Genomic DNA, 22,520 nt, shown 5'->3' with positions numbered 1-22,520 from the left:
ATGCGGTGGTTCTGCATTCAATAGCTATAAAATGATGAATGATGATAGCAGGTTACGTATTATACCTTACTTTTTATCGAGTTTGACGTCGAACGAAGATCCGGCGTCTCCTGCGAAAACAACGGTTCCGTCCTTAGGCAGGACAACTTGGTTAGATCCGCTGACTTCACTCATATTTACGAGCTTGCCTTCGGCGTCATAAACGACGAATCCTCCTTCAACCGGAAGCTTCACTGTCATCGTTTTTCCGGCGGCTTGCTTCGGAACCGTGAACCATCTTGCATAACCATCCGCCTTGATGCTGACAGTCGATTGTTTGCCATGGTACAGCGGCTTCACCAGATCCTCGCTGACGAATACGCTGCCCGCGGCTTCCAGGTATTCGGCTCCGTTTTTTTTATAGAAGCTGTATTCCGACGTGTCCCGGCCGCCCATGCCCGGAACCTGAAGAACGCTGGCTGCCGTATTCGGTCCGGTTATTTTTTTGTCGTTCAAATACCCTTGGAAATCTTGGGCCCGCTTGATCTCCAGCGTAGGCTTCATCAAATACATGACTGACGTGTATTTTTCGTTCACCGGATAATAGGTTTTACCTTCACGCTGATCCCAAGCTTTGGCCGTGTCCTTTGAAAGCGGGTTGCTGTCCAGCTTTTGGGCCAGGTAATGGGACAACGCTATTTGCCCAAGCTCTGGAACGCTGCTGTATTCCTGGACCCATAGGTAAGTCAAGCCATTCTTTTCCTTCACAATGCTGACTTTCGCGGTACCCGCTTCGTTCACGAACGTTCCGTCCGAAGTGTACACATATTTCTCCGCAGGATACTCAGGAACATTCGGAACCGTGACGGACATCATTCCATCCTTCAAATCAACCTTGACCAGTTGATTGGTCGAGCCGTAATATCCGGCTTCCTTCTTCAGATCTTCCGGCATGCTGGCCGGAACCGGCTTCCCGAACGATTTGTCCGGCTTGATCTCTTTGATCGTCCCTTTTTCTTTCAGCGCTTCCAGCAGGATTTGTGTCGCAAGGAGCTGGTTCGTCGAGCTGCTTCCGCCTGATGATACGACAGCCGCAGCCATATTCTGCTCCGGAAGGGCGATCAGCGAAGCGTGGTACAGAATCGTGTCCCCGCCTTTGACGACTGCTTTGATACCATAATCGTTAAACGGATACAGCCTTACGCTGTCCCAGCCCAGGCCGTAATCAAAGGAATTGTCCGCATCTTTTGGCCACAATCCTTTTTTGTATTCAGGCTGACCCATAGCTTCCACCGACTTGGCTGACAGGATGCCCTGCTGTTGTCCGGTAAAGATTTGCGAGAACCGCGCCAAATCCTCCGCTGTTGAATAAATACCTCCCGTGCCGATCACGTTCACCGTTTCGTTCGGCAGCTGCTGCTGAATGCCGGGATAATAGAGGCCTGCCGTTTGGGAAGGATCCACCATATCCTGCGAAGTTTTGGTATTCTTCATGTCCAGCGGTCCGGTGAAATATTGATGAACGAAGGCGGTAAATTTCATCCCGCTTACACGTTCCACCAAGATCTCCGCCAGCGTAAAGCCGTCGTTGCAATACACCGAGAAAGCGCCCGGATCGGCCTTCAAGCTTTGCTTGGACAGCTGCTCAAGCAGGGTGTCGTGCGCGTAAGGGTCCGAGTCTTCAAACAAAAACGCATTATTCAGGCTGGAACCTTGAATCCCGGAGGAATGGTTCAGCAGCATGCGCGGGGTAATTTGCTTGTAGCGCTCATCCTTCATTTTGAATTCCGGTATGTACTGTACAATCGGGGTGTCCAGGTTGATCTTCCCCTCGTCAACCAGTTTCATGACGGCGGCGGTCGTAAACATTTTGCTCGTTGAACCGATGCCGTACATCGTGCCGCTCGTTAGCGGAACCTTGCCCTCTTTATCATTCGTTCCGGTTTGGCTGGAAACTCGGATCTTCCCTTGGTCGATGAGCGCGTACTGCACGCTGATCGTCCCGTACTGCTTCGTGAGCAGTTCCGCTTTCTCTGCGGCGATTTGTTCAAGCCCTTTGGCGGCCGGAACCGTCGCTTCCGTGCCGGACGCCATCGCTGCGGTGGGAACCAGCGGGGTCAATGTCAGTGCGGCGGTCAGAAGCCATGCCATCCTTTTTTTCATGAATGAACCTCCTTTTGTTGGACTATTCGGTACTACGTTCATCACCCCGAATTTGGTTCAGTTTTCCAACAAAAAGGGAACATCGTCTCATACTGCGGTTCGACATAGGACCAACTATCTAGCTTGCGCTAACTCGAAAAGGCAGCCATCTTGGTGGATGGCTGCCTCAAACCGTACTTTTGCGATGATTGGTTCCGTTGACCTTCCAATCAGTATACCCGAATCTCCACGAGTTCGGCGGCAGGAGCACCGTTCGTTTGTTCGATCACGAGGCGCAGCGCGTCGGTGGAAATGCGCTCGTTCAAAGCGATCCGATTGCTTCTTCGCCGATTATCCTTAACACTGGCGATCGTGCCCCATTCCCCACGGATGCGTGCCTCAATCCGGTATGACTTGACCAGTTCAGGGATGATTTCGAACGGCGTTCGGTGATGATGCAGATTGATCAGGTCTTCGTTGACGTCGTCGTTCCATGTCAGCCGCACCTCCTGCAGCACGACTTCACTCTCCCATGTCAACTGCAGCCATGCCTCGTCTTCAGGCCCAATCGGATCCGACGCCCACAGATTGGGTCCGCCGAATGGCCGCTTGTATCCGCCGACCGCCTTCGCCGACGAATAGGCAGCGGTCGTACCCAGAACCTTGAAGCAGAACGGCTGCCGGACCAGAGCCTTCATGCTCCAGGCTACGACGGGCTGATTCTCGTCATGGTCCTCCAAATCACCTGAAGCGTTCGGGATCGCCCCCTTCTCAAATGCGAGGACGCCGGTAAGGGGTTCAGCCGCCCGGTGCAGGCTGATGTCCGGATTCCCGCGGATGATGACAAAAGCATTCTGCGGCGAGTCCGGTGCCCAAGCCAGCGGAAGGGATATCCACTGCGCTTCACCCTTGGAAACAGCTGCTTCAGCTTCAGCCACCTTTGTGCAGGGTACATAATTTTCCGGACGGCCGGTGTCCCACAGCTCCACCATCAGCCGGGTATCCCCGCTCGCGTCTACGAGCAGTTCCAGTCCTTGCATCGCCGGCTCCACCGGAAACAATATCGCGGCATCCCGCTCCAGCCGGAAGGCTGAATGCGGTTTGGTGACGCTGATGCTGCTTCGGACCGACGAGGCCGATACCTTTGCCTGGCGGGCGAGATCCCGGTCGTCTTCATGCCGCAGGCCGATGACGGCCGCGTCCTGGCGCAGCAGCGTCTGCTGCAGCTCGTGCAGATGCGAGCGGTAAACGGCCCGCGGCGACACGTCCTTGGCCGCGCACAGGGCAGCCGCGGTTCCAGCCGCTTCCCCCATCACCGCGCATGTCGCCATGACGCGCGTTGTGCCAAAAGCCACGTGGGAAGCGCTGATGTTGCGGCCGGCGAACAGCAGGTTAGAGACGTTCGCCGAATACAGGCTGCGGTACGGAATATGGTAGATGCCGTCCGCGTGCATATGCTTGGATCCGCTGGCTTCGGCATACATCCCCTGCGGCGGGTGCAGATCGATGGACCAGCCGCCGAAGGCGATGCGGTCAGGGAACGGCTCCTGCCCTATGATGTCGTTCTGGTTCAGCACATAGTCGCCGACAAAGCGGCGATATTCCCTTTTTCCCGGAATGGAACCGACCCATTCCAGCGTCATGGCGTCGGCATCGAACCTCCCTGAATTTTTAATATAATCCCAGATCCCATAGATGACCGACCATAGTTCGTCCCGGATGACTTCGTTGTCATGGACCGTGTCCAATTCGCCTCCCCACTCGATCCACCAGTAATGGCAGCCCGAGTCGCCGCTGCGGATGACCCGCTTGATCGGAATCGGCGTCTGCGTAATGTCCTTGGCGAATGAAGGCGGTACGAACCGGACGGGATGACCCGCATCCTTCGTGTAAAACAACAGCGTACTGCCCAAGGTGATGCCGTCCGCCTCCTCCGGCGCCCACGCTTCCCCGTATTCACGGGAGGCTTCCCGGCCGATCCGGTAACGGGCGCCCGCCATAAAGCCGACGAGACCGTCGCCGGTACAATCGAGAAAGACGGGGCTTTCCATGCGGATGCGCCGCTCGGAGCCCATCATCCAGCCGATCACCGACCGGATCGTCCGGTTCTCCTCCGGACCGTCCGCCTCGACTTCATGCACATCGGTGTTCAGCAGCAGCGTAATGTTCGGTTCCGCCCGCACCGCTTCCAGGATCACCAAATCCCACAGGTATGGATTACCTTCCGGATTACGGTACTGGTTCTCGACGAACAGTTCGCCCATAATGCCGGTCTCCCTAGCGTACCGGTTGATGCCGTGCGCGGTCGCCCCGCACACCCACACCCGAACCTCACTGCTTGAATTGCCGCCGAGTACCGGGCGGTTGTTCACAAGCACGACCTGGCTGCCGAGCCTTGCCGCCGCAATAGCGGCGCATACGCCGGCCAGCCCGCCGCCAATGACGGTTACGTCGCTTCGTATCGTCTCGTTCTTCATCATCTCACCCTTTCACCGCAGAATTCGTCAACCCTTGAATAATGTAGCGCTGGCCGATCGCAAACACGACGATCATCGGGATTATGCCCGCAGACGCCGCGGCCATCATGCCGTTGTAGTCCACCGTATTTTCCAGGATAAAGTTCTGAAGTCCAAGCGGAATGGTGTACAGCCGCTCATCGATCAGGAAGACCAGCGCGTTTTCGTAATCGTTCCACTGCCAGGAAAAATCAATGATAGCCAAGGTGGCCAGTGCCGGTTTGGCGAGAGGCAGAATGAGCCGGAAGAAAATCCGGAAATGCCCTGCCCCGTCGATAAAGGCCGATTCGGAAATCTCATGGGGGATGGACAGAAAGAACTGGCGCAGCATGAATACACCAAAAATCGTGAACAAGCCGGGCAGAATCAGCGCGAGATGCGTATTATAAATGCCGGCCCATTCAAACATGATGAACTTGGGCACGAACAGTACCTGCGGGGGAATCATCATCATGGATAAATATAGCATGAACAGCGTGTTCCTTCCCTTGAATTCGATCCGGGCAAAACCGTAAGCCGCAAACGCGGACAGGAACGTGGCGCCCGCCATGCCGATCAGGGCAATTTTTAGCGAATTCAGGTAGTAAGTACCGAAGCTTTTCGGTCCGGTCCACACCTTGAGGTGGTGTTCCCATGTCAGATGCGCGGGAATCCACTCGATCGGGTATTTGAATACTTCGGTCGGTGTTTTCAAAGACGTGCTGATCATCCATAGAAAAGGCATAACCATCACGATGGCCAGCGCCAGCATGATCAGCGTCACCAGCAGCCTGCCCGGCGTGCCGGCCAGCAGTCGTTTTTGGAGTTCCATGATGCTTCAGGCCTCTCTTTCTCTTAGTAATGAACCCATCGTTTTTGGCCGATCCATTGGATCACCGTAATGATCAGGATGATGATGAACAGCGCCCACGATATCGTGGCGGCGTAGCCCATGTCATAGTACCTGAAGGCGTTCTGGTAGACGTACAGGGACAAAATGGTCGTGCTGTTCCCGGGGCCGCCCTGCGTCGTGGCCTGAATGATGCCAAACGTCTTGATCGTCATGATCATTCCGGTCACCAGCAGCAGAAACGTCGTTGGGCTGACGAGCGGCCAGATGATTTTGCGGAGCAGCTGTCCCGCCCGGGCGCCGTCGATCTTCGCGGCTTCGAGCAGCTCCGGCGATACCTCCTGCAGTGCCGCTAAATAAATGATCATGTTATACCCCATCAGAAACCAGATCCAGATGATGTCGATCGCAAACATCGAAGAGGTTGTCGTCGACAGCCAGCCCGGCGGATGATCGATGCCGATGCCGCGGAGGAATCCGTTAATCGGCCCCTGTTTCGGCTGGAACAGCAGCATCCACACAAACGCGACGGCCACCCCGCTCGTAATGTACGGCATAAAGTACAGGGCGCGCAGAAGCTTTTTCAAGTAGATCCGCTGGTTCAGGATGACCGCGACGACAAAGCCGAGCGCGATGGACACCGGCACCGCCACGAGGAACAGCACGGTGTTCTTCAAGGACAGGTAAAACAGCTTGTCGTGCAGCATCCGGGTTACATTATCGAGACCGACAAACCCGACCTTGGGATTCATGAATTTGTAATCCGTGAAGACCAAACCGAGAGAGTATGCGGCCGGTATGAGAAAGAACAGCAGCACGCCGATCATGCTGGGCCCGATGAAGACGTAACCCAGCCTGCGCTGCCTTCTCATCCAATGGTTGTTCATGCGTTTCGCCTACTTTCATATTTTTGATGTCCTCAGTCTAGCAAGCCGGGACGTTTCGCAGAAGGAACAAAACCATCGTCTTCATATCACAAAATGATGCAAAAAAAGCGCTTCGAGGACGACTCGCTGCGCTTGTTCATCAAATCGTTCTATCTATAATCGGGCAATCGGATCAATAAAGGGGGCAAGAAGTTATCCAGAATGCGGCAAGGGACAGCCAATAGACTTGGCCATCCCTTGTGTTCAAATGAGCATACCACCTTCGTGGCAATAGGTCACTGCTGCGGATTGGATTTTAAATATTCGTCATGGCGTTTCACCATGGCCGCTACCGTCGCGTCCAGGTCCTGGGACCCCAGGAAGTACTTCTCGTATTCCTGCGAGCGCAGATCCATCACCTCCTGCGGCACGGTACGGACGAAGGTCGGCGTCTTGTTGTCAAACATGACGTACATCAAGGATTCCTGATCGTAGGTGTCTCCCTTGTCGCCCAGCATGCTCTTCAGCGCCGTATCCTGATCCGCATCCTTGGATGCAGGCAGACGCCCGCCGGCTGCCATCGGTGCCATGCCGCCGTCCGCGTACCATTTCAGGAACTCCCACGCTTCCTTCTGATACTTGGACTTGGCGTTGATCGATATATAATCGCCCAGCCCGCCGCGGGTCACGTAGTTTGCGGCGTCTTCTTCCAGCCGCGGTACCGGTGCGAACGCAATTTTGAAATCGCGCGGATAATCGGTAAAGTTGTTGGAGCTGCGGAGCAGCCAGGCCCCGATGTTCAGCATCGGCACTTCACCGCTGAGGAACATTTGCTCGACCGGCATTTTGGACGTCAGCTGCTCGCCGAGCGGAGGCGTCGTCTTGTCATCCTTCATCATGCCGTACAAGCTTTCCAGCCATTTACGCACAAGCGGATGATCCAGGTTGGAGCTGCCGTCTGCCTTGGTATAGCCTTCTTTGGCGAGCACGGAGTCGATCGGGTCGACAAACGGCTCGGTATTCTGGATAAAACCGTAGCCTTCGCCCTTCTTCAGCTTCTTGGCGTATTCCCTCATCTCGTCCCAGGTCCAGTCCTTCGGAACCGGGAGGTTGGCTGCATCCAGGGCATCCTTGTTCAGCGCGACGAAAAAGGAGCTTTTTGTCGTCGGTACGCCATAATATTTGCCGTCGATCTTCCAGCCAGCCGCTTCGGGCCCCATTTTCTCGTCGATATTATAGTCCGTGAAGGCGCTCAGGTCAGCCGCAGCCCCCGAAGCAACCCGTTTTGACGCCTGGGAAGCGGAATAGTTGACGAAGAGATCGACATCCTGTCCGGTCATAATCGCCGTATCCAGCTTCAAGTTGCCTTCATCGTCATTGACAAAGCGCACATACTCCACTTGAATGTCCGGGTGATCCTTGTTCCAGGCATCCACCACCTCCTGCGGACCGGCCTCCGGGGGAACCCCGCCCCACATTTTCAGTTTGACGGCGCCGCCTGAAGCGGACGAAGCGGCTTTTGCACTGCCCGCCGCCCCCTCGGCGTCCCCCTTACTTCCGCCGCCGGAGCAGCCCGATACCACGCCCGCGATCAGCGCCAGCGATACGAATCCCGCAAGCCAACCCTTTTTTCTCAATTGAAGCCCCCCGTATCAAAATGAATTGTTTGTTGCAGCTCAAGGATAGCAAAGCGGCGGGCCCCGCCGTAAGTAACAGAATCATGATTCCCATGGAACAGAAATACACAGTTCGGCGGCTCGTGACAGATACTGAACATACATTTTGTTCTATTGCTTCATCCGGTATTGGCTCGGGGTCATCCCCGTCATCCGTTTAAAAATTTTAATAAAATAGTTGTCGTTCATAAAACCAACGTTCTGGCAGATCCGATTGACCGGAAGGTCCGTCGTCGTCAAGTATTCGATGGCCTTCTCGACCCTCGTCCGGTGCAGATAGTGGATCAAGGTCTCCCCGGTTTTCTTTTTAAACAAGGCGCTGACGTAGTTTTCTCCCATCATGACATAACGGGCGAGCGATTTGAGCGTAATGTCCTGATCGTAGTTTTGTTCGATATACTCCATAATTTTGTTCACTTCCGGGTGCGTAATCTTCTCCCGGGCCGCCGGCTGCCGAACCGGACGTTCAACTTGCGGCTGCCGGGCTGACAGCTCCCTGCTCACTTTGGACAGCGTCTCCCGAAGATCCTTCACGCTCATGGACAGCTTCAAAATATAGTTGGAAGCCCCGTACTCCATCGCTCGGCGCATGGATTCAAAGTCCCCGATGCAGGTCAGCATGACGAATTTGGACCCGATGCCGGCTTTCCGTGTTTCCTGCAGAAGTTCAAGGCCGTCCATCTGCGGCATGACGATGTCGCACAACACCAGATCCGGCGGGTCGTTCTTGATCATCGGCAGGGCTTCCAAACCATTGCTCGCCTCGCCCGCGAGCGTAAAGCCCATCTCCTCCCACCGGATGATCTCCTTGACCGACTCCCTCACGAAGGTTTCGTCTTCAACCAGCAGCACTTTCCACATGCGCGTTCACTCCTTAACAGCTAGATAGAAGGAACCAAAGAAAGTCACAGCTCAGACTTAGAACAGTTGCACATCCCAAGAAATCAGCCGGATCATCATTTTAGTTCCATTTAGATCGTTCATGATATCGATTGACGCGTATTCTCGTAGGGCTCGGACAGCAGCACCGGCAGGTGCATCCGGCACAGCGTTCCCTGCTCAAGCGGGATAACCTCAAGCTCCCCTTTGTCCTTGAACAAAAGGCGCAGCCGCTCCCTCACATTTTGCAATCCGATACTCGGACGCTTGCGGGCTTCGCCCTGATTTTTGGTGGACTGCTCGATGCCGACGCCATTGTCTTCGACTTCCAGAGTGAGCCGGTCCTGCAGCAGCGGGCTGCGCCCCATCCGGATCAGAATCCGTCCGCCTTCGGCCATATTGCCGATGCCGTGCTTGATTGCATTGTCCACCAAGGGCTGCAGGCTCAGCTTCGGCACCAGCGCATACACCAGTTCCTCATCATAGCTGAACTCCACTTGAAAGCGGTTCCCATATCTCACCTGCTGAATATAAAGAAAGGCACGCGTAAGCTCGATTTCATCCCGGAGATGAATCAAGTCTACGTCGGAGTTGAGGCTCGTCTCCAGCAGCTTTCCGAGCGACAGGCAAATCTCGACAATTTCTTCACTACCGCTCCGCAGGCCGATCCACTTGATCGTATTCAGCGTATTCAGCAGAAAATGGGGGTTCATCTGTGCCAGCAGCATTTGAAAATGCACCGCATCCTTCTGCCGCTCTTCGGCCCGCAGCCGCTGGACCAAACCGTTCATATCGACCATCATCGTGTTGAACGTCCGGGTCAGTTCCAAAATTTCTCCCTTGTACCGCTTCTCGGGCAGCCGGATCCGCAGATCCTTGCGAACCGCCTCCTTCATCTTGATCTGCATATGCGACAACGGCCTTGTAAACGCATGGGCAATCATGAACGCAACCGCAATAAACGCGGCGGTAATGGCATAAAAGGTTACAAAGTATTGCTTCTTCAGCGTTTCGATTTCCCGGAACAGCAGATGAAGCGGTATTCGATCCACCAGATACCAATCCAGGGAAGACAAATAGCTGTAATTCACCAGCGTGTCGGACTGCTGATCCGTCCAATGACCGCTCTGCGGCATGTCTGCGATTTCTTTGACGGCTGCAACAGACAATGACGAATCGGGAATCGACCTTGCGATCACCTCACCGGTACGGGTCATGATGAAGTAGGCTTGATCGCTTTCGGATTTTTGCAGCATAGATTGAAACCAGAAGGAGAAATCGATGCTGATGCGTGCCAAGCCGTAGGCCTTGTTGCTTCTGTCGCGCAGTTCTGCGTACAAAGACAGCAGGCTCGGGCTTTTACTGATATCCCGTGACACGTAATTGACATCGTCGGACACCCAGAGATAAGAGGACTTGGATTCCTTAAGCGCCTTAAAAGATGCGTTAGATGCAATCTGGCTGTAATTCAGGGAAGTATTCGGCGGATAGGATGTATACACATGGCCGCTGTTGTCGAGAAGCGTGAAATAGACGGACGGATTGTACAGGAAAAAGCTGTTGTTGAGCCCTTTGAACTTGTCCTCCATGATCTCTTTATTGTCCAGGACCGACCGTTCTTCCGGCTTCTGCAGAATGCGTCTCACCTCGGAATCCTGTTCCAGGAAAATCAGCGTCTTGAACGCGATGCTGAGCTGATCCTCAAGTGACCGGTGCAGATTGTCCAGCTGCTCGTGGCTCTGCTCGCTTATTTTATTTTGGACAAGCGATTCGATTTTCTGGTAGTTGTACAAATTCAGCACGCTAAACGGAAGCAAAATGACGAGCGCGAACAGGGCAAACAACCGGTATTTCAGCTTGTGGGGAATGAGGTGACCGAGCCATTTCCGCATAACGAGAACTCCTTTTTTACACTTGGTGCTCCCATTATATCTCACACGATGTCCCTAGATAACAATGTTCGTACAAGAGCGTAATTTTGTAGCGTGCAAGCCTGCAAAAAACATCAAATCGTTCTATTGACACGATGCTGTTAATCCTGCCAGTTAACGAAAAAAGAACCGCACCCTTATGCGGTTCTTCAGGGGATTTATACGTATACTTTGATATCGTTTCAGCTAGATCGCAGGCTCAGTTTCTACCGTAATACAGCTTGCGGTTCGTGACGTCCACAAGGTACAAAATATCAATATCGTTATCATTTCGCTCAACACTTAGACGCTCTATCGGCTTGCCTGGTGCGATGGACGTTTGACTCCAGTCGCCGCCTGACGGGACGGCCATAAATGCGCGGTCCGTACCGCTGCTCTTGGCGTAGTACACCCGCGGCACCGAGCCTGCCCATGTGATATCAATGGCTGCCTTTGTCTCGGAAGCGTTATACACGGTTTGCAGGTTCCAGCCGTCGACTCCATAGGATGCATACTTCACGGAAAAGGTCGTGCTGCCTTCCTCCCGGTAGCGGTAGGCTACGACGGGATTTCCGGACGAATCGACGGCCAGTTTGGCGCTCTGCACACCGGGGCCACCGGGGTCGCTTCCCGTCTGAACATACGCTTCGGTCGGCGCGAGCGGCTGAATGATGTCCGCGGTTCCCGGAGTCAGCGGCAGGGAAACGGCGCTGCCATCGGCCTTGTAGAAGCTGCCTGTCGATGGGCTGTATTTGACGTAAGACAATTCATGCCGCAGCGGACTGGCCGCAAATGCGGACCACTCGAACAAAATGTGAAGGTCGCCGTTTGCATCAAACACAAGATCATCAGGGTAGAACGATTTGTTCAAGGACGAGCCGATCACGGCCACCTTGGACCATGTGGAAGCCGCGTTATTCCACCGGAACAGCTGCCCTGACCGGTAGCCGGCGGCGTCTTCGCCGGACCGGATCAACAGGTATACGTCTCCGTTCGGTGCCGTGGTCAAGACGGGATAGGTGCCTTGAAACGTCGAAGGCGTTGGCATATCGGCGGAATGGTTTTGCGGCGCTCCCCCTACCGTGTCGGACCGGAAATAATGCCAGGCTTCGTGGTGCATCGAAGCGAACACATGAAACCTGCCGTTTCCGTCCCGCGCTATCGAGGGCTGATTATGTCCCAAATCATCATTGTATTCCGCAACCGAGCTGCCGTTCATGACAGGAATATTGGACCATACTCCGTTCCCGTCCCGCCTGGCGATATATACTTTATGCGTTGACTCGGCGCTTCCGGGAGCGTTATACGCCATGTAGGCGTACTCCAATCCCGTTCCATACGTTTCGAGGGGCGTCCACCAACCCGCTTGGTTGCTTGAATCCATGGCATATGGCACCTCGGTCAATGCCGCGGCAGCGCTGCCCGTCCCGGATGGGAGTAGCGAAGCCAGCATCAACGCCGCCGCTCCGATTTTCCACGGTCTTCCTTTTTTCATATCATCGGCCTCCTTTAGGTAAAGTAACCCCTTCCTATGCCTGAAGCATGAGACTCTATCCAGTCAGTAATCTGAAGCGCTTTCAATATAGTTGGAAGCTCATGCGCACGGTTATCGTAGCACGAGGCTCGACCCCCGTGTCATACACAAATTGATGCATCCCATAGAACAAAATCACGTCTTTTCATTCAGCTGAAAACAGATATAGAACGAATTAGCCCCTTGCGCGGACATCCCATTAAATCGGTCCAGCCGCTCGCATGGACTAAACTTAGCGAGATATATGATGCGAGAATAATTCTGCCCTGCCAGGCCACACGATACGTTTATTGCCGACGTAAAAAAAACGACGCCGGATGCGGCGTCGCTACTGTATATTTAAAGCACTTCATTCTCATCTCTGCCAGAATTTAAGAATTCTGAACTAGGCTGTATCTAGCGGATAACACTTGCTCCTCATAGCGTTTCACTTCATGCAGCCACTGCTCACGCACAGGCACACCCTGCGAAGCGCAGTAGTAATCCCACACGGACCCGAAAGGGTAGGATTTGAACTCTTCGGTCAAAGCCAGCCGTGAGGTGAAATCGCCTGCAAGCTCGATCCTTTTCAACTCATCCACCGGTTCCAGCATGGCCCGGAGGAGCGCTTTGATCGTGTTGCGGGTGCCGATGACCCACGCTGCAATATGATTGATGCTGCCGTCAAAGAAATCCAGGCCGATGCTCGTTCTCGGCAGCAAATCACCCCGGACCAGCTCGCGGGCGATTTCGAGCAGCTCATCATCCATCGTTACGACATGGTCACTGTCCCAGCGCACGGGACGGCTCACATGCAGCAGCAAATGTTCACTGAACATCAGGATGGAAGTCAGCTTGTTGCTGATCACTTCGGTCGGATGGAAATGCCCGGCATCGAGGCAGACCGATTTCCCCCGTGACAGCGCGTAACCCATATAAAATTCGTGCGAACCCACAACGTAGCTCTCGGAACCCAAACCGAACAATTTGCTCTCCACCGCATCGATGTTATAGGACGGATCGATCTCTTCGCTGAAAATCTCGTCAAGCGAATCGCGCAGCCGCTGGCGCGGCGACAGGCGGTCGACCGGCGTATCCTTGTACCCGTCGGGTACCCAGCTGTTGGTCACGCAGGGCTGACCCAGCTCGCGGCCGAAATACTCGGCAATCTTGCGGGATGCCTTGCCGTGGCGGATCCAGAACTGGCGGATTTCCTCATCCGCATGGCTGAGCGTAAAACCGTCGGCCGCTTTCGGATGGGAGAAATACGTAGGATTGAAATCCAGACCGAGTCCCTGATCTTTGGCCCAATCGACCCAACGCTGAAAATGGCGGGGCTCGAGCTCGTCAAGGTCAACCTTCTCTTCGGTGTCCGCATATATTGCATGGAGATTCACTTTATGCTTGCCGGGGATCAAGGACAAGGCTTTCTCCAGATCGTCTCTCAGCTGATCCGGCGTGGCCGCGCGTCCCGGATAACTGCCGGTTACCGCAATTCCTCCGCTAAGCTCCGCGTCTCTGAACAGAAAACCTCGCACATCGTCCCCCTGCCAGCAGTGGAGCGAAATTTTAATTTGCGCCAGCTTTTCCAGTGCCTGGTCGACATCGATCCCATGCTGGGAATATAGCGTTTTGGCATCCTCATAGCTCTTCCGAATTTGTTGATCCATGTTACTTGCCTCCCGAAAATTGGATTTGGTAAATGATCATTTCTTCACGATCCTATTCCAGCATTCCTTCACGCCGGCCGCGAGGGGGCCCGGTTTATAACGGGTCACTTCAAAAGATTCGGCAACGGTTTTTCTGGCTTCGTGAATATCCCTGAACACTCCAGTTTGGATCATTTGGACCATCAGGTTGCCGAGCGCCGTGGATTCGACGGGGCCTGCACAGACCTCCCTGCCTATGGCGTCCGCCGTCAGCTGGCAGAGCAGCTCGTTTTTCGCTCCACCGCCCACGATGTGCAGGACTTCGACGGGTTCCCCGGTCAGTGCCTCCAGCTCATCCAAGTACGTGCCGTAGCTTAAAGCCAAGCTGTCGAAGATGCAGCGCGCCACTTGGGGAACCGACTCCGGCACCTGCTGCCCGGTGTCCCTGCAAAAGCTGCGGATCTCTTCCGCCATGTCCGGCGGATTTAAGAACCGGTCGTCGTTGCAGTCGATCAGGCTGCGGTATGGCTCGCTCTGCTCCGCCATTTGAACCAGCTCAGCAAAGCTCCACCGTTCTCCGCTCTGCCGTCGGACCTCCTGTATTAACCAGAGGCCTGTTATATTTTTCAAAAAACGATATGTTCCGTAAGCGCCCCATTCGTTGGTATAGTTCGCTGCCATCGTTTCCTTCGTGTTCAGGGGCTGATCTCGCTCCACGCCCAGAAGGGACCAAGTGCCGCTGCTTAAGTAGGCCCAGGAACTCCCCTCGCGGGCGGGCACTCCAAGCACCGCGGAAGCGGTATCATGGGTTGCCGCAACGACGAGGCTGCATAACGGCAAATCGTACCGCTGCTGAAGTGCCGGGTCCAGCCCTCCAAGGGGAGTTCCCGGCTCGGTCAGCGCGGCAAACTGTTCCCGCCGCATCCCGAGAATGGACAACAGCTCTGCATCATAATCCCGGCTCTGCAAGTTCAGCAGCTGGGTGGTGGAAGCGTTAGTCACTTCGTTGATCCGCCTGCCTGACAGACGGTAATACAAATAATCCGGTACAAGCAGAACCTGGTCCGCCCTTGCCCGTTCTTCCCGGTCATGTGCAAACAGCTGGTAGATCGTGTTGAACGTCAGCTGCTGGATGCCTGTCTTCTCATACAGGGCTTCGCGGGATATCAGCTTTCCCAGCTCCGCCGGGGCCGAATCCGTCCGCCGGTCACGGTACGCATAGACTTCCCTAAGCCTCCTGCCTTCCCGGTCGACCAGTGCATAATCCACCGCCCAGGTATCGATCCCCAAAGTACAGGACTCGACGCCGGCCTTCTTGGCTGCCTGCAGCCCTGCAACGATTTGCTCCAGCAAATGCTCGATATCCCAATACAGGGAGCCGTCCAGCTCACGGAAACTGTTGTCGAATCGGTGGATTTCCTCCAGCGCCAGCTTGGAATCCTTCAGCCTTCCGAGAACAAGGCGCCCGCTTGATGCCCCGATGTCAACGGCGATATGAGCATCCATACCTCCATCCCCTTTCTAAACCAAGTTCGTCCTCCTCCATGGAAACGCTTTCGAAACGCACTGCCATATCAGGAATAGATTCTGCCGCCAGCCTTTCGGTTGCTTCCATACACCTTCTCGTGCGTCATTTCCCGGCGTTCCATGAACAGATCTTGTTCTATCCTCCTATTTATCATAAAATGATTAACACCCCGGGTAATTTAGGTGAAAGCGACATTTTACCCGGTAATTCCGACATAGCGAGGATAATCATCATGCCTAAGCGTACGGTAAGGCTGCTGAGCGGCAGGGAGTATTTCAACAATTGGGATGACTTCTCGATTTTCGTAAACCGCAACGCCGAGTCCTATGAGTTAACCGAACATCACCATGATTTTCTGGAAATGAGTTATGTCAGTGAAGGAACCGGGTACCACCATACAGGTGATGAGGTCATGCCCGTATCTGCGGGGGACCTGTTTGTCATTCCGATCGGCGCTTCGCATGTGTTCCGCCCGGGGTCAACGGCCAAGGACCGTCAGCTGATCGTGTATAACTGCCTGACTTCGATGGAGAATGCCACCAAAATTTTGGAAATGGTGCCTGGAGGCGATGAGCTTGGAAGGCTTCTGGCTTTTAACGAAATCATGCACTACCGCGACCGTGACGGCGAAGCCAAAGGCTGGTTCGAACGGCTCTATCGCGAGTATTCGGTGGAGCGTAGCGGAAGGGAAACCGCCTTGTATGCAGGCATGCTTCAGCTGATGATCTGCATCATCCGGATTCACGAAGCCACAGTGGAAGGGGCACCACCGCCCGCCGTAGGTATGGACCATGTGCTGTCCATGCTTCATGGCCATTACAGCCGTCCGTTTACCGTAGAGGAGCTAGCCGGTGAGCTCGGGATTGGGGAGCGGCAGTTTCAGAGGCTGTTCGTCAAACATACCGGACTCACACCCATCAAGTATCTTCAGCGGATCCGGATTCAAGAGGCTTGCCGCCTGCTTCGGTCAAGTCACCGCCGGATTCACGATATCTCTGGCGCCGTGGGGTATACGGACATCGCGTTTTTCAACGCGCTCTTCAAGAAGATTACCGGCATGACGCCAAGGGAATACCGGCAGTCACACGCATCCATAACGAGTACGGCCGCCGGAACGGAAGATTAGTGAGACATTGTAAATATTCATATACACTATGCATATACACCAATAAAGCCAGTCCCCAAGGGGCTGGCTTCCTTCATTCCATATTGTTCAGGACGTTTCCGCGGCAATCCGCACCGTGTCTCTTCCGGCCCGCTTGGCCTCATACAGCGCCCGGTCGGCCATCTTCAGCAGCCGCCGCAGCTCGGCATCCGGCCATTGGCCTCCTATAGGGAGCACTCCCGCGGCTGTGTCTTCCATTCCTGGCACGGGGCATCCACCATGGACCTTGACTAGCGACGGGCCGGTATCGCCCACCTCCCCGCTCGCCGCTGCTTCCGTCCTCGCAAGGCCCGCCGCAGGAAAGCCGGCGGTGCCAAAGCTTGCCGTCATCGACAGTGGGCCGCCCGCTGTCTCAAGCGGCTGCAAGGCAAGGCTGGCGCGTATGCGCTCCGCTGCTCTGGCAGCCTCTACCGGGTTGAGCCCCGGAAGGGCGACCACAAATTCCTCGCCCCCGTACCTGCCAAACACGTCCTCGGGGCGCAGCTGCTCACGGCATACCCCGACGATGTGCATTAGGGCGTCATCGCCCGTATCATGCCCGAACTCATCGTTGATCCGCTTGAAGTGATCGATGTCGAACAGCAGCAGCGACATCGGCTCCTCCCGTTTCAGGCAGTCATACAGCAGGCCGCTGGCCAGCTTCATAAAATGGGCACGGTTGTAAATCCGCGTCAACCCGTCATAGTAAGCAAGCTGGCGAAGCTCCTCCTGAAGACGCGCTTTCTCGGTGACATCGATCAGCACGATCAGCCGTCCGGCCGGCTGCCCGCCCTGATTGCGGATGACAGACGTCCGGATTTGATAGTTGAAGTCCCTCTCTCCAATATGCCAGCTCAATTCCTGGATATCTGCTCCTGAACCGATATCCGTATCCGGATCGTAATGAAGCAGCGGTCCCCCGGCGTGTTTTTCCCACAGCCCTTCCAGCGGCTCCCCGATGGACGAGATACCGAGCTCTGGAATCATGGCGCCGGCGGCAGGGTTGTAATCGACCAGCCGGTTGTCCCTGTCGAGTACCAGCACCCCGTCGCGCATACTGGCAAACAGCTTGTCCCGGGCAATCGGAGCGACGTGAAACAATCCTTTGGACACAAGCGCCCATAAGTAAAGCGCTGAAGTCACCGTCATGATCACCGGTATCGGATCCATCCCTTCAGGGGTTATGCCGCCCAGGTAAAGAAAGTCTCCGGCAAGCGGCAGCACCAGGCCGATCAGCATCGTGCCGAGCTGAAAGCGGTAAGAAGGCATTCTCCGCCAATGCCTCAGCAGAAGCACGACACCGCCGATCATGCAGCCGAACGTGTAGGCACCTTGAATAATATACCAGGGACCTCCCACCACGTCCGCCTTAAGGCTTGACCCGCCTGCCCGCAGGACAATGTCGCGGTAATAGAGGTGATGCCAATCGTTCGTCATAACCAGCAGCAGTGTGACCGTGGGAATGATGAACATGGCTATCTTGAGACGCCTTCCCAAATAACGCTCCATACCGAGATAGGACATGATGATGAGCAGATTCAGCGGCGGCAGGAACGGCATGCCCAAGTATTCGAACTTGATCCAGAACTTGATTTCTTCAAGCGAGCCGCTGGCAAGTTCAAGCGCGGACCCAAACGTATAAATGGCTGCCAAAAGGCTGAACGCGAAAAAGGTTCTTACCATGGTGAGCTTGGACCTTCCCGACAAGGCATATAATCCCATCAGAAGATTTAACACACCGGCGGAAACGATCAGAGTCAGGACAGCGGAGTAAGGTGTTCCCATAAGGTTGCAGGCTCCAAATCATGTGTGGTTAGCCGGAGCCGTCGCGGTCCGGTCATTCTTATCCCGATGTTACCACAGGAAATAAGGGCAAGGATACAGAAAAATAATCATCCCGCCATCCAAGATGGCGGGATGATGACGGGATTGAATCCCCAGATGCCTTTCATTCAAGACGGCCCGATATAAATGCCGGTCCAAATCATTTAAAATACTGAGCCAAATGTTCGGCAGCCTTCACGATCCCCTGCCGCTCCGCCTCGATCGATCCCCAGAACCGATGATCTTCGAGCTCGATACTCACTGCACCCTGATAACCAAGCCGGTCAAGCCTTACGGCAACCTTGCTCCATTCCACTTCGCCATGCCCAGGGATCGTGTAGCGCCATGACCCTTCGGAGAAGCCATACTTCTCCCCAAAGGTTGCCGGGATGACGCCGCACTCGTACAGCTCATCGTGTAAAATTTCCGTGTCCTTGCCGTGGCAGTGAACGACTCGGTCCCCGAATTCGCTCAAAGCGCGGAGATAATCAATGCCCAGCCGGACCAGGTGGGAAGGATCATAGTTGAGCCCGAAATGCCGCGAAGGGATCGCTTCGAACATCGCTCTCCACATTTCCGGCGTGCATCCCAGCGTCGGATAATACGGCGCTGGGCCGGGCCAGCCCTCGATCGCCATATAGACGCCTTTCTCCTCGGCATGGCGGACCAGCTCTGGAAACGTATCCTTCCAGATAGCAAAGCCCTCCCTGCGTGGGAGCGTATGGTCTTCCGGGACGAGACACATAAACATGACACTGCCACCGAGTTCCGATATTCCGTCCATTTGCTGTTTTACTGAGGTCACAGCCGCCTCTCTTACAGAGTCGTCGCGGCTGAGAAGCTTTGCCGTCTGCTGGGCATCGACCGATCCGATCCCGATGCTGGCCTCCTCGCACGCCTGCTTTACTTCTGGAGTCAGCTGCGGGACATCCAGAATATCCAGTCCGGCTTCCGCCGCCCAGAGAGCCGTTTGCCGGATTCCTTCCGCACCAATTTTAGGCGGAATTCGCATTCCGATGGGATTGCTCATTAGACGTTTTCCTCCTCTGTCATAGCCGCTGCCTGCGGGACATAGCCGGCCGCCTGGTAGATCATCTCGGATAACTTAACAACTTTCAGAGCGAATTCTCCAGGCACCAATACTTCATGCCGTCCCAAGATCGCGTCGATGAAGCTTTTGTCCTGATTCGTCGTCTGCTCCGGCAGATCAGGGACGATCGGTTCCTGCTTCAGCCGCCGCAGCGTGATTTTTCCGTTGTCATAGAAGATACCGCCGTCCTCGCCGCAGAACACGAAGGTTTCATGCCAGCAGGGTGCATAGCCGACCAGATTCAATCCAGCCACTGCACCTTCCGCAAACCGGATCGAGGTGAAGGTATCGATCTCGACCGGCGCGCCATGCATATGCAGCTGCGGTTTGACGTCAACCGGCGTCAGCCCGGTGGTCCAGAGCAGCACATCGATAATGTGGCTGCCGGAATCCATCAGGAAGCCGCCCCCGGAGAGCGCCGGGTCTTGCCGCCAGGAACCGGGCGTCCCCTGTCTCCATTCCTGATACAGCGAAGCGGTAACCGAGGTGACCTTGCCGATGACGCCGCTCGCAATGGCATCCCTTATGTACAGGAACTCGGGTTGAAAGTGGCGCTGATACGATACCTGCAAAATTTTCCCCGCCTGCTCGGCGGTATGAATCAGCAGCTCGGCCTCTGCCGAAGAGCAGGTCATCGGCTTCTCGATCAGAACATGCAGACCACTGCTGAGCACATCCTGCGCCTGCTGGAAATGCTGGGTGTGCGGTGAACAGATCACCACCGCGTCCAGCTCTGCCTGTGCCAGCATGTCCTCGTAATTCGAATACTGGCGGGCTTCACGAAGCTCGAATTTTTCCACAAATGCATTCCGATTCTTGTCACTGGTGTCCGTCAAAGCTGTAATTTGAACCTCCGGTAGTTCCAGCAGTTGTCTGGCATGCCAAGCGGCGATGCCTCCCGTGCCGATGATGCCTACGCGAACTTTGCTCATGTACACAGCCTCCTCAATAAAATACGGTACAGTAAGGATACTTCCATACGGCTTGCCGGCTTCATCTCAGCAGTATTTTATGTCATCCCCATTATAGAAATGAAAGCGCATCCGAACAATGCAATATAACGACAACTTGACGGCCGTCCTGTCATGATTTCACAGAAAAGCGGCACTTTTGAAACTCAAGCTATTACTTCTGTCAGCCGCTTATTTTCTAAACGCTCGATGATAAGCGGATATAATAGCTCCGATATGGAAAAAGCTGATATATACTCATTACAAGGACAAAGGAAGCTGGCCCATGGATATGCATGCGATTAACAGCTGGCTCAGGCAGCTCGCCCACAATTACTTTTTGATCGTCATCGCCGCGGTCGTCTTTTTTCTGTTCAAAGCGGTTCTCGGTTATTTCACCTACCGCCATTACGATAAGAAGCTGGAAGCATTAAATCGTAAGCTGGACAGGTTAACGGATGAGCTCGGCAAAATCAAACGCGATTGACGGCAAAGCACCGCCAGCCTCTAAACGAGAGCTGACGGTGTTGAACGGCTCATTCGAAGTTAGCGGTTTATGGATACAGGCCAATCTCGGCGATTTGAAGCTCTGCACCTCCATTGTTCGCCGTCACGTTGAGACGGTAATACGAATAAGCGGTCGTGTTGCTAAAGGTATACGTTTTCGTCAGAAAACGGCTTGCAAAAGTTTGGCCTGTACGGGTATCCAGCGTCGTCCAGCTCGTGCCGTTATTCGATCCCTGAAGCGACCAATTCTTCGGATCCCTGGCTGGAAAATCATTAGCTGACGTTACCGAGTAGGAAGTGGCGATATGGGATGCTCCGCCGCCGAATTGATACTGGATCCAGCCCGCATTCGTGAAAATAAGCCATTTCGTTGAGCTGCTCCCGTCAAACGCCTTCTCCTTCTCTTCGCCGGATGGGCTTCCCATTGCGCTGGCGGATACCGTGCCGCCCTTCGTCAGCGATCCGTTAGCGGGCGTGCCCAGCGCACTGTTGATTGCCGCCGCGTAGTCCGCCGCCGACCCTCCGCCCGGATTGTTCAAAATGGCGTCATAATACCAGATAAAACCTCCCTGGATGCCCGCCGACGACTTCCACGCGCTCATCCGGCTGTTGACTTGAGCCGGGGTGTTGCCGCCGCTGGACGTTTTGCTGTCCAATCCAGGCATTACCGTCATCCCGAGCTGGCTGCTCCAAGCAGCCGGATCATTCCCCGCTCCTCCGTCGTATACCTGCAAATACACACGGTCCACGCTGGATCCCAGTTGGGATTTGACGCTCTGCCAATAGCTGAAGTTGGTATAAGGACACAGCGTGATCTTTAAGCCCATCCCGGACAGCATCTTGCCAAAGGCGACCGCCGAATTTACGTCGTATAAGTCCTCGTTGTCAAAGCTCACCGCATCGACCCCAAGCGCCGACTTGAGCGCAGCAAAGTTTTTGTACAAAATGCTTCCGGTTCCCGTCCCTTGAGAGGCCACGAGATTTTTGATGTTCTGGAAATCGCTCACGCCCCATGAACCGACGCTGATCTCAAGGCGCTTCACCGAGGTGGGCGCCTGCTTGAGCGAAGCCAGCTCGGCAGGCCATGACGCTTTACCGATATAGGTGCCGTTAGAAACCACCGGCTGATCGTTATACACCAGATCCCCGTTGCTGTTGACATGGATAGTCCACAGCATGACCGTCGTGAACCCGGAAGCTTTCAGCGTGTTCATCGTATCGGTTCCCCCTGCATAGAACGGACCGCCGCCATAAATCACGGATTCGGGTACCGTCTCTGCCGATGCGCTCCAAGGCAGCAGTCCAAGGAACAGAAGGCAGCTCATGAGCGCTTTGAATGCTTTTCCTTTCAAACCAGTTCACCTCTCTACACAAAATGGATGGTTTCGGCTAATCTGCAGCAGATGAAACGTTGTGCCATCTAACGATATGTGTCATATTCGGCGTTCAGAATCAGATCTTGCATGACGGCTTGCGGTCATGCCAACAATCCGACGTTCGCCCGGAACCTCGGATTGT

At 54.8% G+C, this 22,520-nt stretch carries 16 protein-coding genes; 2 read left to right on the top strand and 14 right to left on the bottom strand.

Annotation, left to right across the window (positions count from 1 at the left end; genetic code table 11):
• Positions 1-66: 66 nt before the first annotated feature.
• The 10 genes from ABID47_RS17125 to rhaB all read right to left on the bottom strand — a co-directional run bounded on the left by ABID47_RS17125 (position 67) and on the right by rhaB (position 15,465).
• Complete coding sequence (locus ABID47_RS17125) at positions 67-2,142, bottom strand: serine hydrolase domain-containing protein (protein ID WP_354498454.1); 2,076 nt, start codon at positions 2,140-2,142, stop codon at positions 67-69.
• 209 nt (positions 2,143-2,351) lie between these two features.
• On the bottom strand, positions 2,352-4,598 hold the full coding sequence (locus ABID47_RS17120) for an FAD-dependent oxidoreductase (RefSeq protein ID WP_354498803.1): 2,247 nt from the start codon (positions 4,596-4,598) through the stop codon (positions 2,352-2,354).
• 4 nt (positions 4,599-4,602) lie between these two features.
• On the bottom strand, positions 4,603-5,448 hold the full coding sequence (locus ABID47_RS17115) for a carbohydrate ABC transporter permease (protein WP_354498452.1): 846 nt from the start codon (positions 5,446-5,448) through the stop codon (positions 4,603-4,605).
• Between the two features lie 23 nt (positions 5,449-5,471).
• The gene (locus ABID47_RS17110) at positions 5,472-6,353 is read right to left on the bottom strand and encodes a carbohydrate ABC transporter permease (RefSeq protein WP_145946094.1); all 882 of its coding nucleotides are present in this window, start codon (positions 6,351-6,353) and stop codon (positions 5,472-5,474) included.
• Between the two features lie 275 nt (positions 6,354-6,628).
• The gene (locus tag ABID47_RS17105; protein WP_116230719.1) at positions 6,629-7,969 is read right to left on the bottom strand and encodes an extracellular solute-binding protein; all 1,341 of its coding nucleotides are present in this window, start codon (positions 7,967-7,969) and stop codon (positions 6,629-6,631) included.
• A 150-nt stretch (positions 7,970-8,119) separates the two neighbouring features.
• Positions 8,120-8,869 (bottom strand): response regulator, encoded by a 750-nt coding sequence (locus ABID47_RS17100; protein ID WP_076166342.1) that lies wholly within the window; start codon positions 8,867-8,869, stop codon positions 8,120-8,122.
• A gap of 119 nt (positions 8,870-8,988) precedes the next feature.
• Positions 8,989-10,779, bottom strand: coding sequence for a sensor histidine kinase (locus tag ABID47_RS17095; RefSeq protein ID WP_354498448.1), 1,791 nt, complete (start codon positions 10,777-10,779; stop codon positions 8,989-8,991).
• Positions 10,780-11,017: 238 nt separating this feature from the next.
• Positions 11,018-12,292: a BNR-4 repeat-containing protein gene (locus ABID47_RS17090; RefSeq protein ID WP_354498446.1), complete on the bottom strand. Its 1,275-nt coding sequence runs from the start codon at positions 12,290-12,292 to the stop codon at positions 11,018-11,020.
• Positions 12,293-12,702: 410 nt separating this feature from the next.
• Positions 12,703-13,980: an L-rhamnose isomerase gene (gene rhaA, locus ABID47_RS17085; RefSeq protein WP_354498444.1), complete on the bottom strand. Its 1,278-nt coding sequence runs from the start codon at positions 13,978-13,980 to the stop codon at positions 12,703-12,705.
• A 36-nt stretch (positions 13,981-14,016) separates the two neighbouring features.
• Entirely contained in the window at positions 14,017-15,465 is a 1,449-nt protein-coding gene (gene rhaB / locus ABID47_RS17080) for a rhamnulokinase (RefSeq protein ID WP_354498442.1), read from the bottom strand.
• A 254-nt stretch (positions 15,466-15,719) separates the two neighbouring features.
• On the opposite strand from rhaB, the gene ABID47_RS17075 reads away from it, so the two are divergent.
• Positions 15,720-16,613 (top strand): AraC family transcriptional regulator, encoded by an 894-nt coding sequence (locus ABID47_RS17075; RefSeq protein ID WP_354498439.1) that lies wholly within the window; start codon positions 15,720-15,722, stop codon positions 16,611-16,613.
• Between the two features lie 87 nt (positions 16,614-16,700).
• On the opposite strand, the gene ABID47_RS17070 is transcribed toward ABID47_RS17075, so the two are convergent.
• The 3 genes from ABID47_RS17070 to ABID47_RS17060 form a co-directional block, all read right to left on the bottom strand.
• Positions 16,701-18,416, bottom strand: coding sequence for a histidine kinase N-terminal 7TM domain-containing diguanylate cyclase (locus ABID47_RS17070; protein ID WP_354498437.1), 1,716 nt, complete (start codon positions 18,414-18,416; stop codon positions 16,701-16,703).
• 199 nt (positions 18,417-18,615) lie between these two features.
• A complete protein-coding gene (locus tag ABID47_RS17065) occupies positions 18,616-19,485 on the bottom strand; it encodes a sugar phosphate isomerase/epimerase family protein (RefSeq protein ID WP_354498435.1) in 870 nt (289 codons plus the stop codon).
• Entirely contained in the window at positions 19,485-20,477 is a 993-nt protein-coding gene (locus ABID47_RS17060; protein WP_105443175.1) for a Gfo/Idh/MocA family protein, read from the bottom strand. The genes ABID47_RS17065 and ABID47_RS17060 overlap by 1 nt, the downstream gene beginning before the upstream one ends.
• A 304-nt stretch (positions 20,478-20,781) precedes the next feature.
• Between ABID47_RS17060 and ABID47_RS17055 the strand changes: the two genes are divergently transcribed.
• On the top strand, positions 20,782-20,982 hold the full coding sequence (locus tag ABID47_RS17055; protein ID WP_258875176.1) for a hypothetical protein: 201 nt from the start codon (positions 20,782-20,784) through the stop codon (positions 20,980-20,982).
• Between the two features lie 67 nt (positions 20,983-21,049).
• Here the strand turns inward: ABID47_RS17055 and ABID47_RS17050 are convergent, their stop codons facing one another.
• Positions 21,050-22,354, bottom strand: coding sequence for a discoidin domain-containing protein (locus tag ABID47_RS17050; protein ID WP_354498433.1), 1,305 nt, complete (start codon positions 22,352-22,354; stop codon positions 21,050-21,052).
• Positions 22,355-22,520: the final 166 nt, after the last annotated feature.

Source organism: Paenibacillus favisporus, assembly GCF_040545415.1.
Classification (GTDB): Bacteria; Bacillota; Bacilli; order Paenibacillales; family Paenibacillaceae; genus Paenibacillus_AQ; species Paenibacillus_AQ favisporus.
Note: the sequence above shows the minus strand (reverse complement) of the source record. Positions and strands in the feature narration are given on the sequence as shown.

What these genes read in the sequence shown, in the direction of transcription:
- ABID47_RS17125 (WP_354498454.1), bottom strand. Translation starts at nt 2,142, where the DNA reads ATGAAAAAAAGGATGGCATGGCTTCTGACCGCCGCACTGACATTGACC.
- ABID47_RS17060 (WP_105443175.1), bottom strand. Translation starts at nt 20,477, where the DNA reads ATGAGCAAAGTTCGCGTAGGCATCATCGGCACGGGAGGCATCGCCGCT.
- ABID47_RS17095 (WP_354498448.1), bottom strand. Translation starts at nt 10,779, where the DNA reads ATGCGGAAATGGCTCGGTCACCTCATTCCCCACAAGCTGAAATACCGG.
- ABID47_RS17075 (WP_354498439.1), top strand. Translation starts at nt 15,720, where the DNA reads ATGCCTAAGCGTACGGTAAGGCTGCTGAGCGGCAGGGAGTATTTCAAC.
- rhaB (WP_354498442.1), bottom strand. Translation starts at nt 15,465, where the DNA reads ATGGATGCTCATATCGCCGTTGACATCGGGGCATCAAGCGGGCGCCTT.
- ABID47_RS17070 (WP_354498437.1), bottom strand. Translation starts at nt 18,416, where the DNA reads ATGGGAACACCTTACTCCGCTGTCCTGACTCTGATCGTTTCCGCCGGT.
- ABID47_RS17120 (WP_354498803.1), bottom strand. Translation starts at nt 4,598, where the DNA reads ATGAAGAACGAGACGATACGAAGCGACGTAACCGTCATTGGCGGCGGG.
- ABID47_RS17090 (WP_354498446.1), bottom strand. Translation starts at nt 12,292, where the DNA reads ATGAAAAAAGGAAGACCGTGGAAAATCGGAGCGGCGGCGTTGATGCTG.
- ABID47_RS17100 (WP_076166342.1), bottom strand. Translation starts at nt 8,869, where the DNA reads ATGTGGAAAGTGCTGCTGGTTGAAGACGAAACCTTCGTGAGGGAGTCG.
- ABID47_RS17115 (WP_354498452.1), bottom strand. Translation starts at nt 5,448, where the DNA reads ATGGAACTCCAAAAACGACTGCTGGCCGGCACGCCGGGCAGGCTGCTG.
- ABID47_RS17055 (WP_258875176.1), top strand. Translation starts at nt 20,782, where the DNA reads ATGGATATGCATGCGATTAACAGCTGGCTCAGGCAGCTCGCCCACAAT.
- ABID47_RS17110 (WP_145946094.1), bottom strand. Translation starts at nt 6,353, where the DNA reads ATGAACAACCATTGGATGAGAAGGCAGCGCAGGCTGGGTTACGTCTTC.
- rhaA (WP_354498444.1), bottom strand. Translation starts at nt 13,980, where the DNA reads ATGGATCAACAAATTCGGAAGAGCTATGAGGATGCCAAAACGCTATAT.
- ABID47_RS17065 (WP_354498435.1), bottom strand. Translation starts at nt 19,485, where the DNA reads ATGAGCAATCCCATCGGAATGCGAATTCCGCCTAAAATTGGTGCGGAA.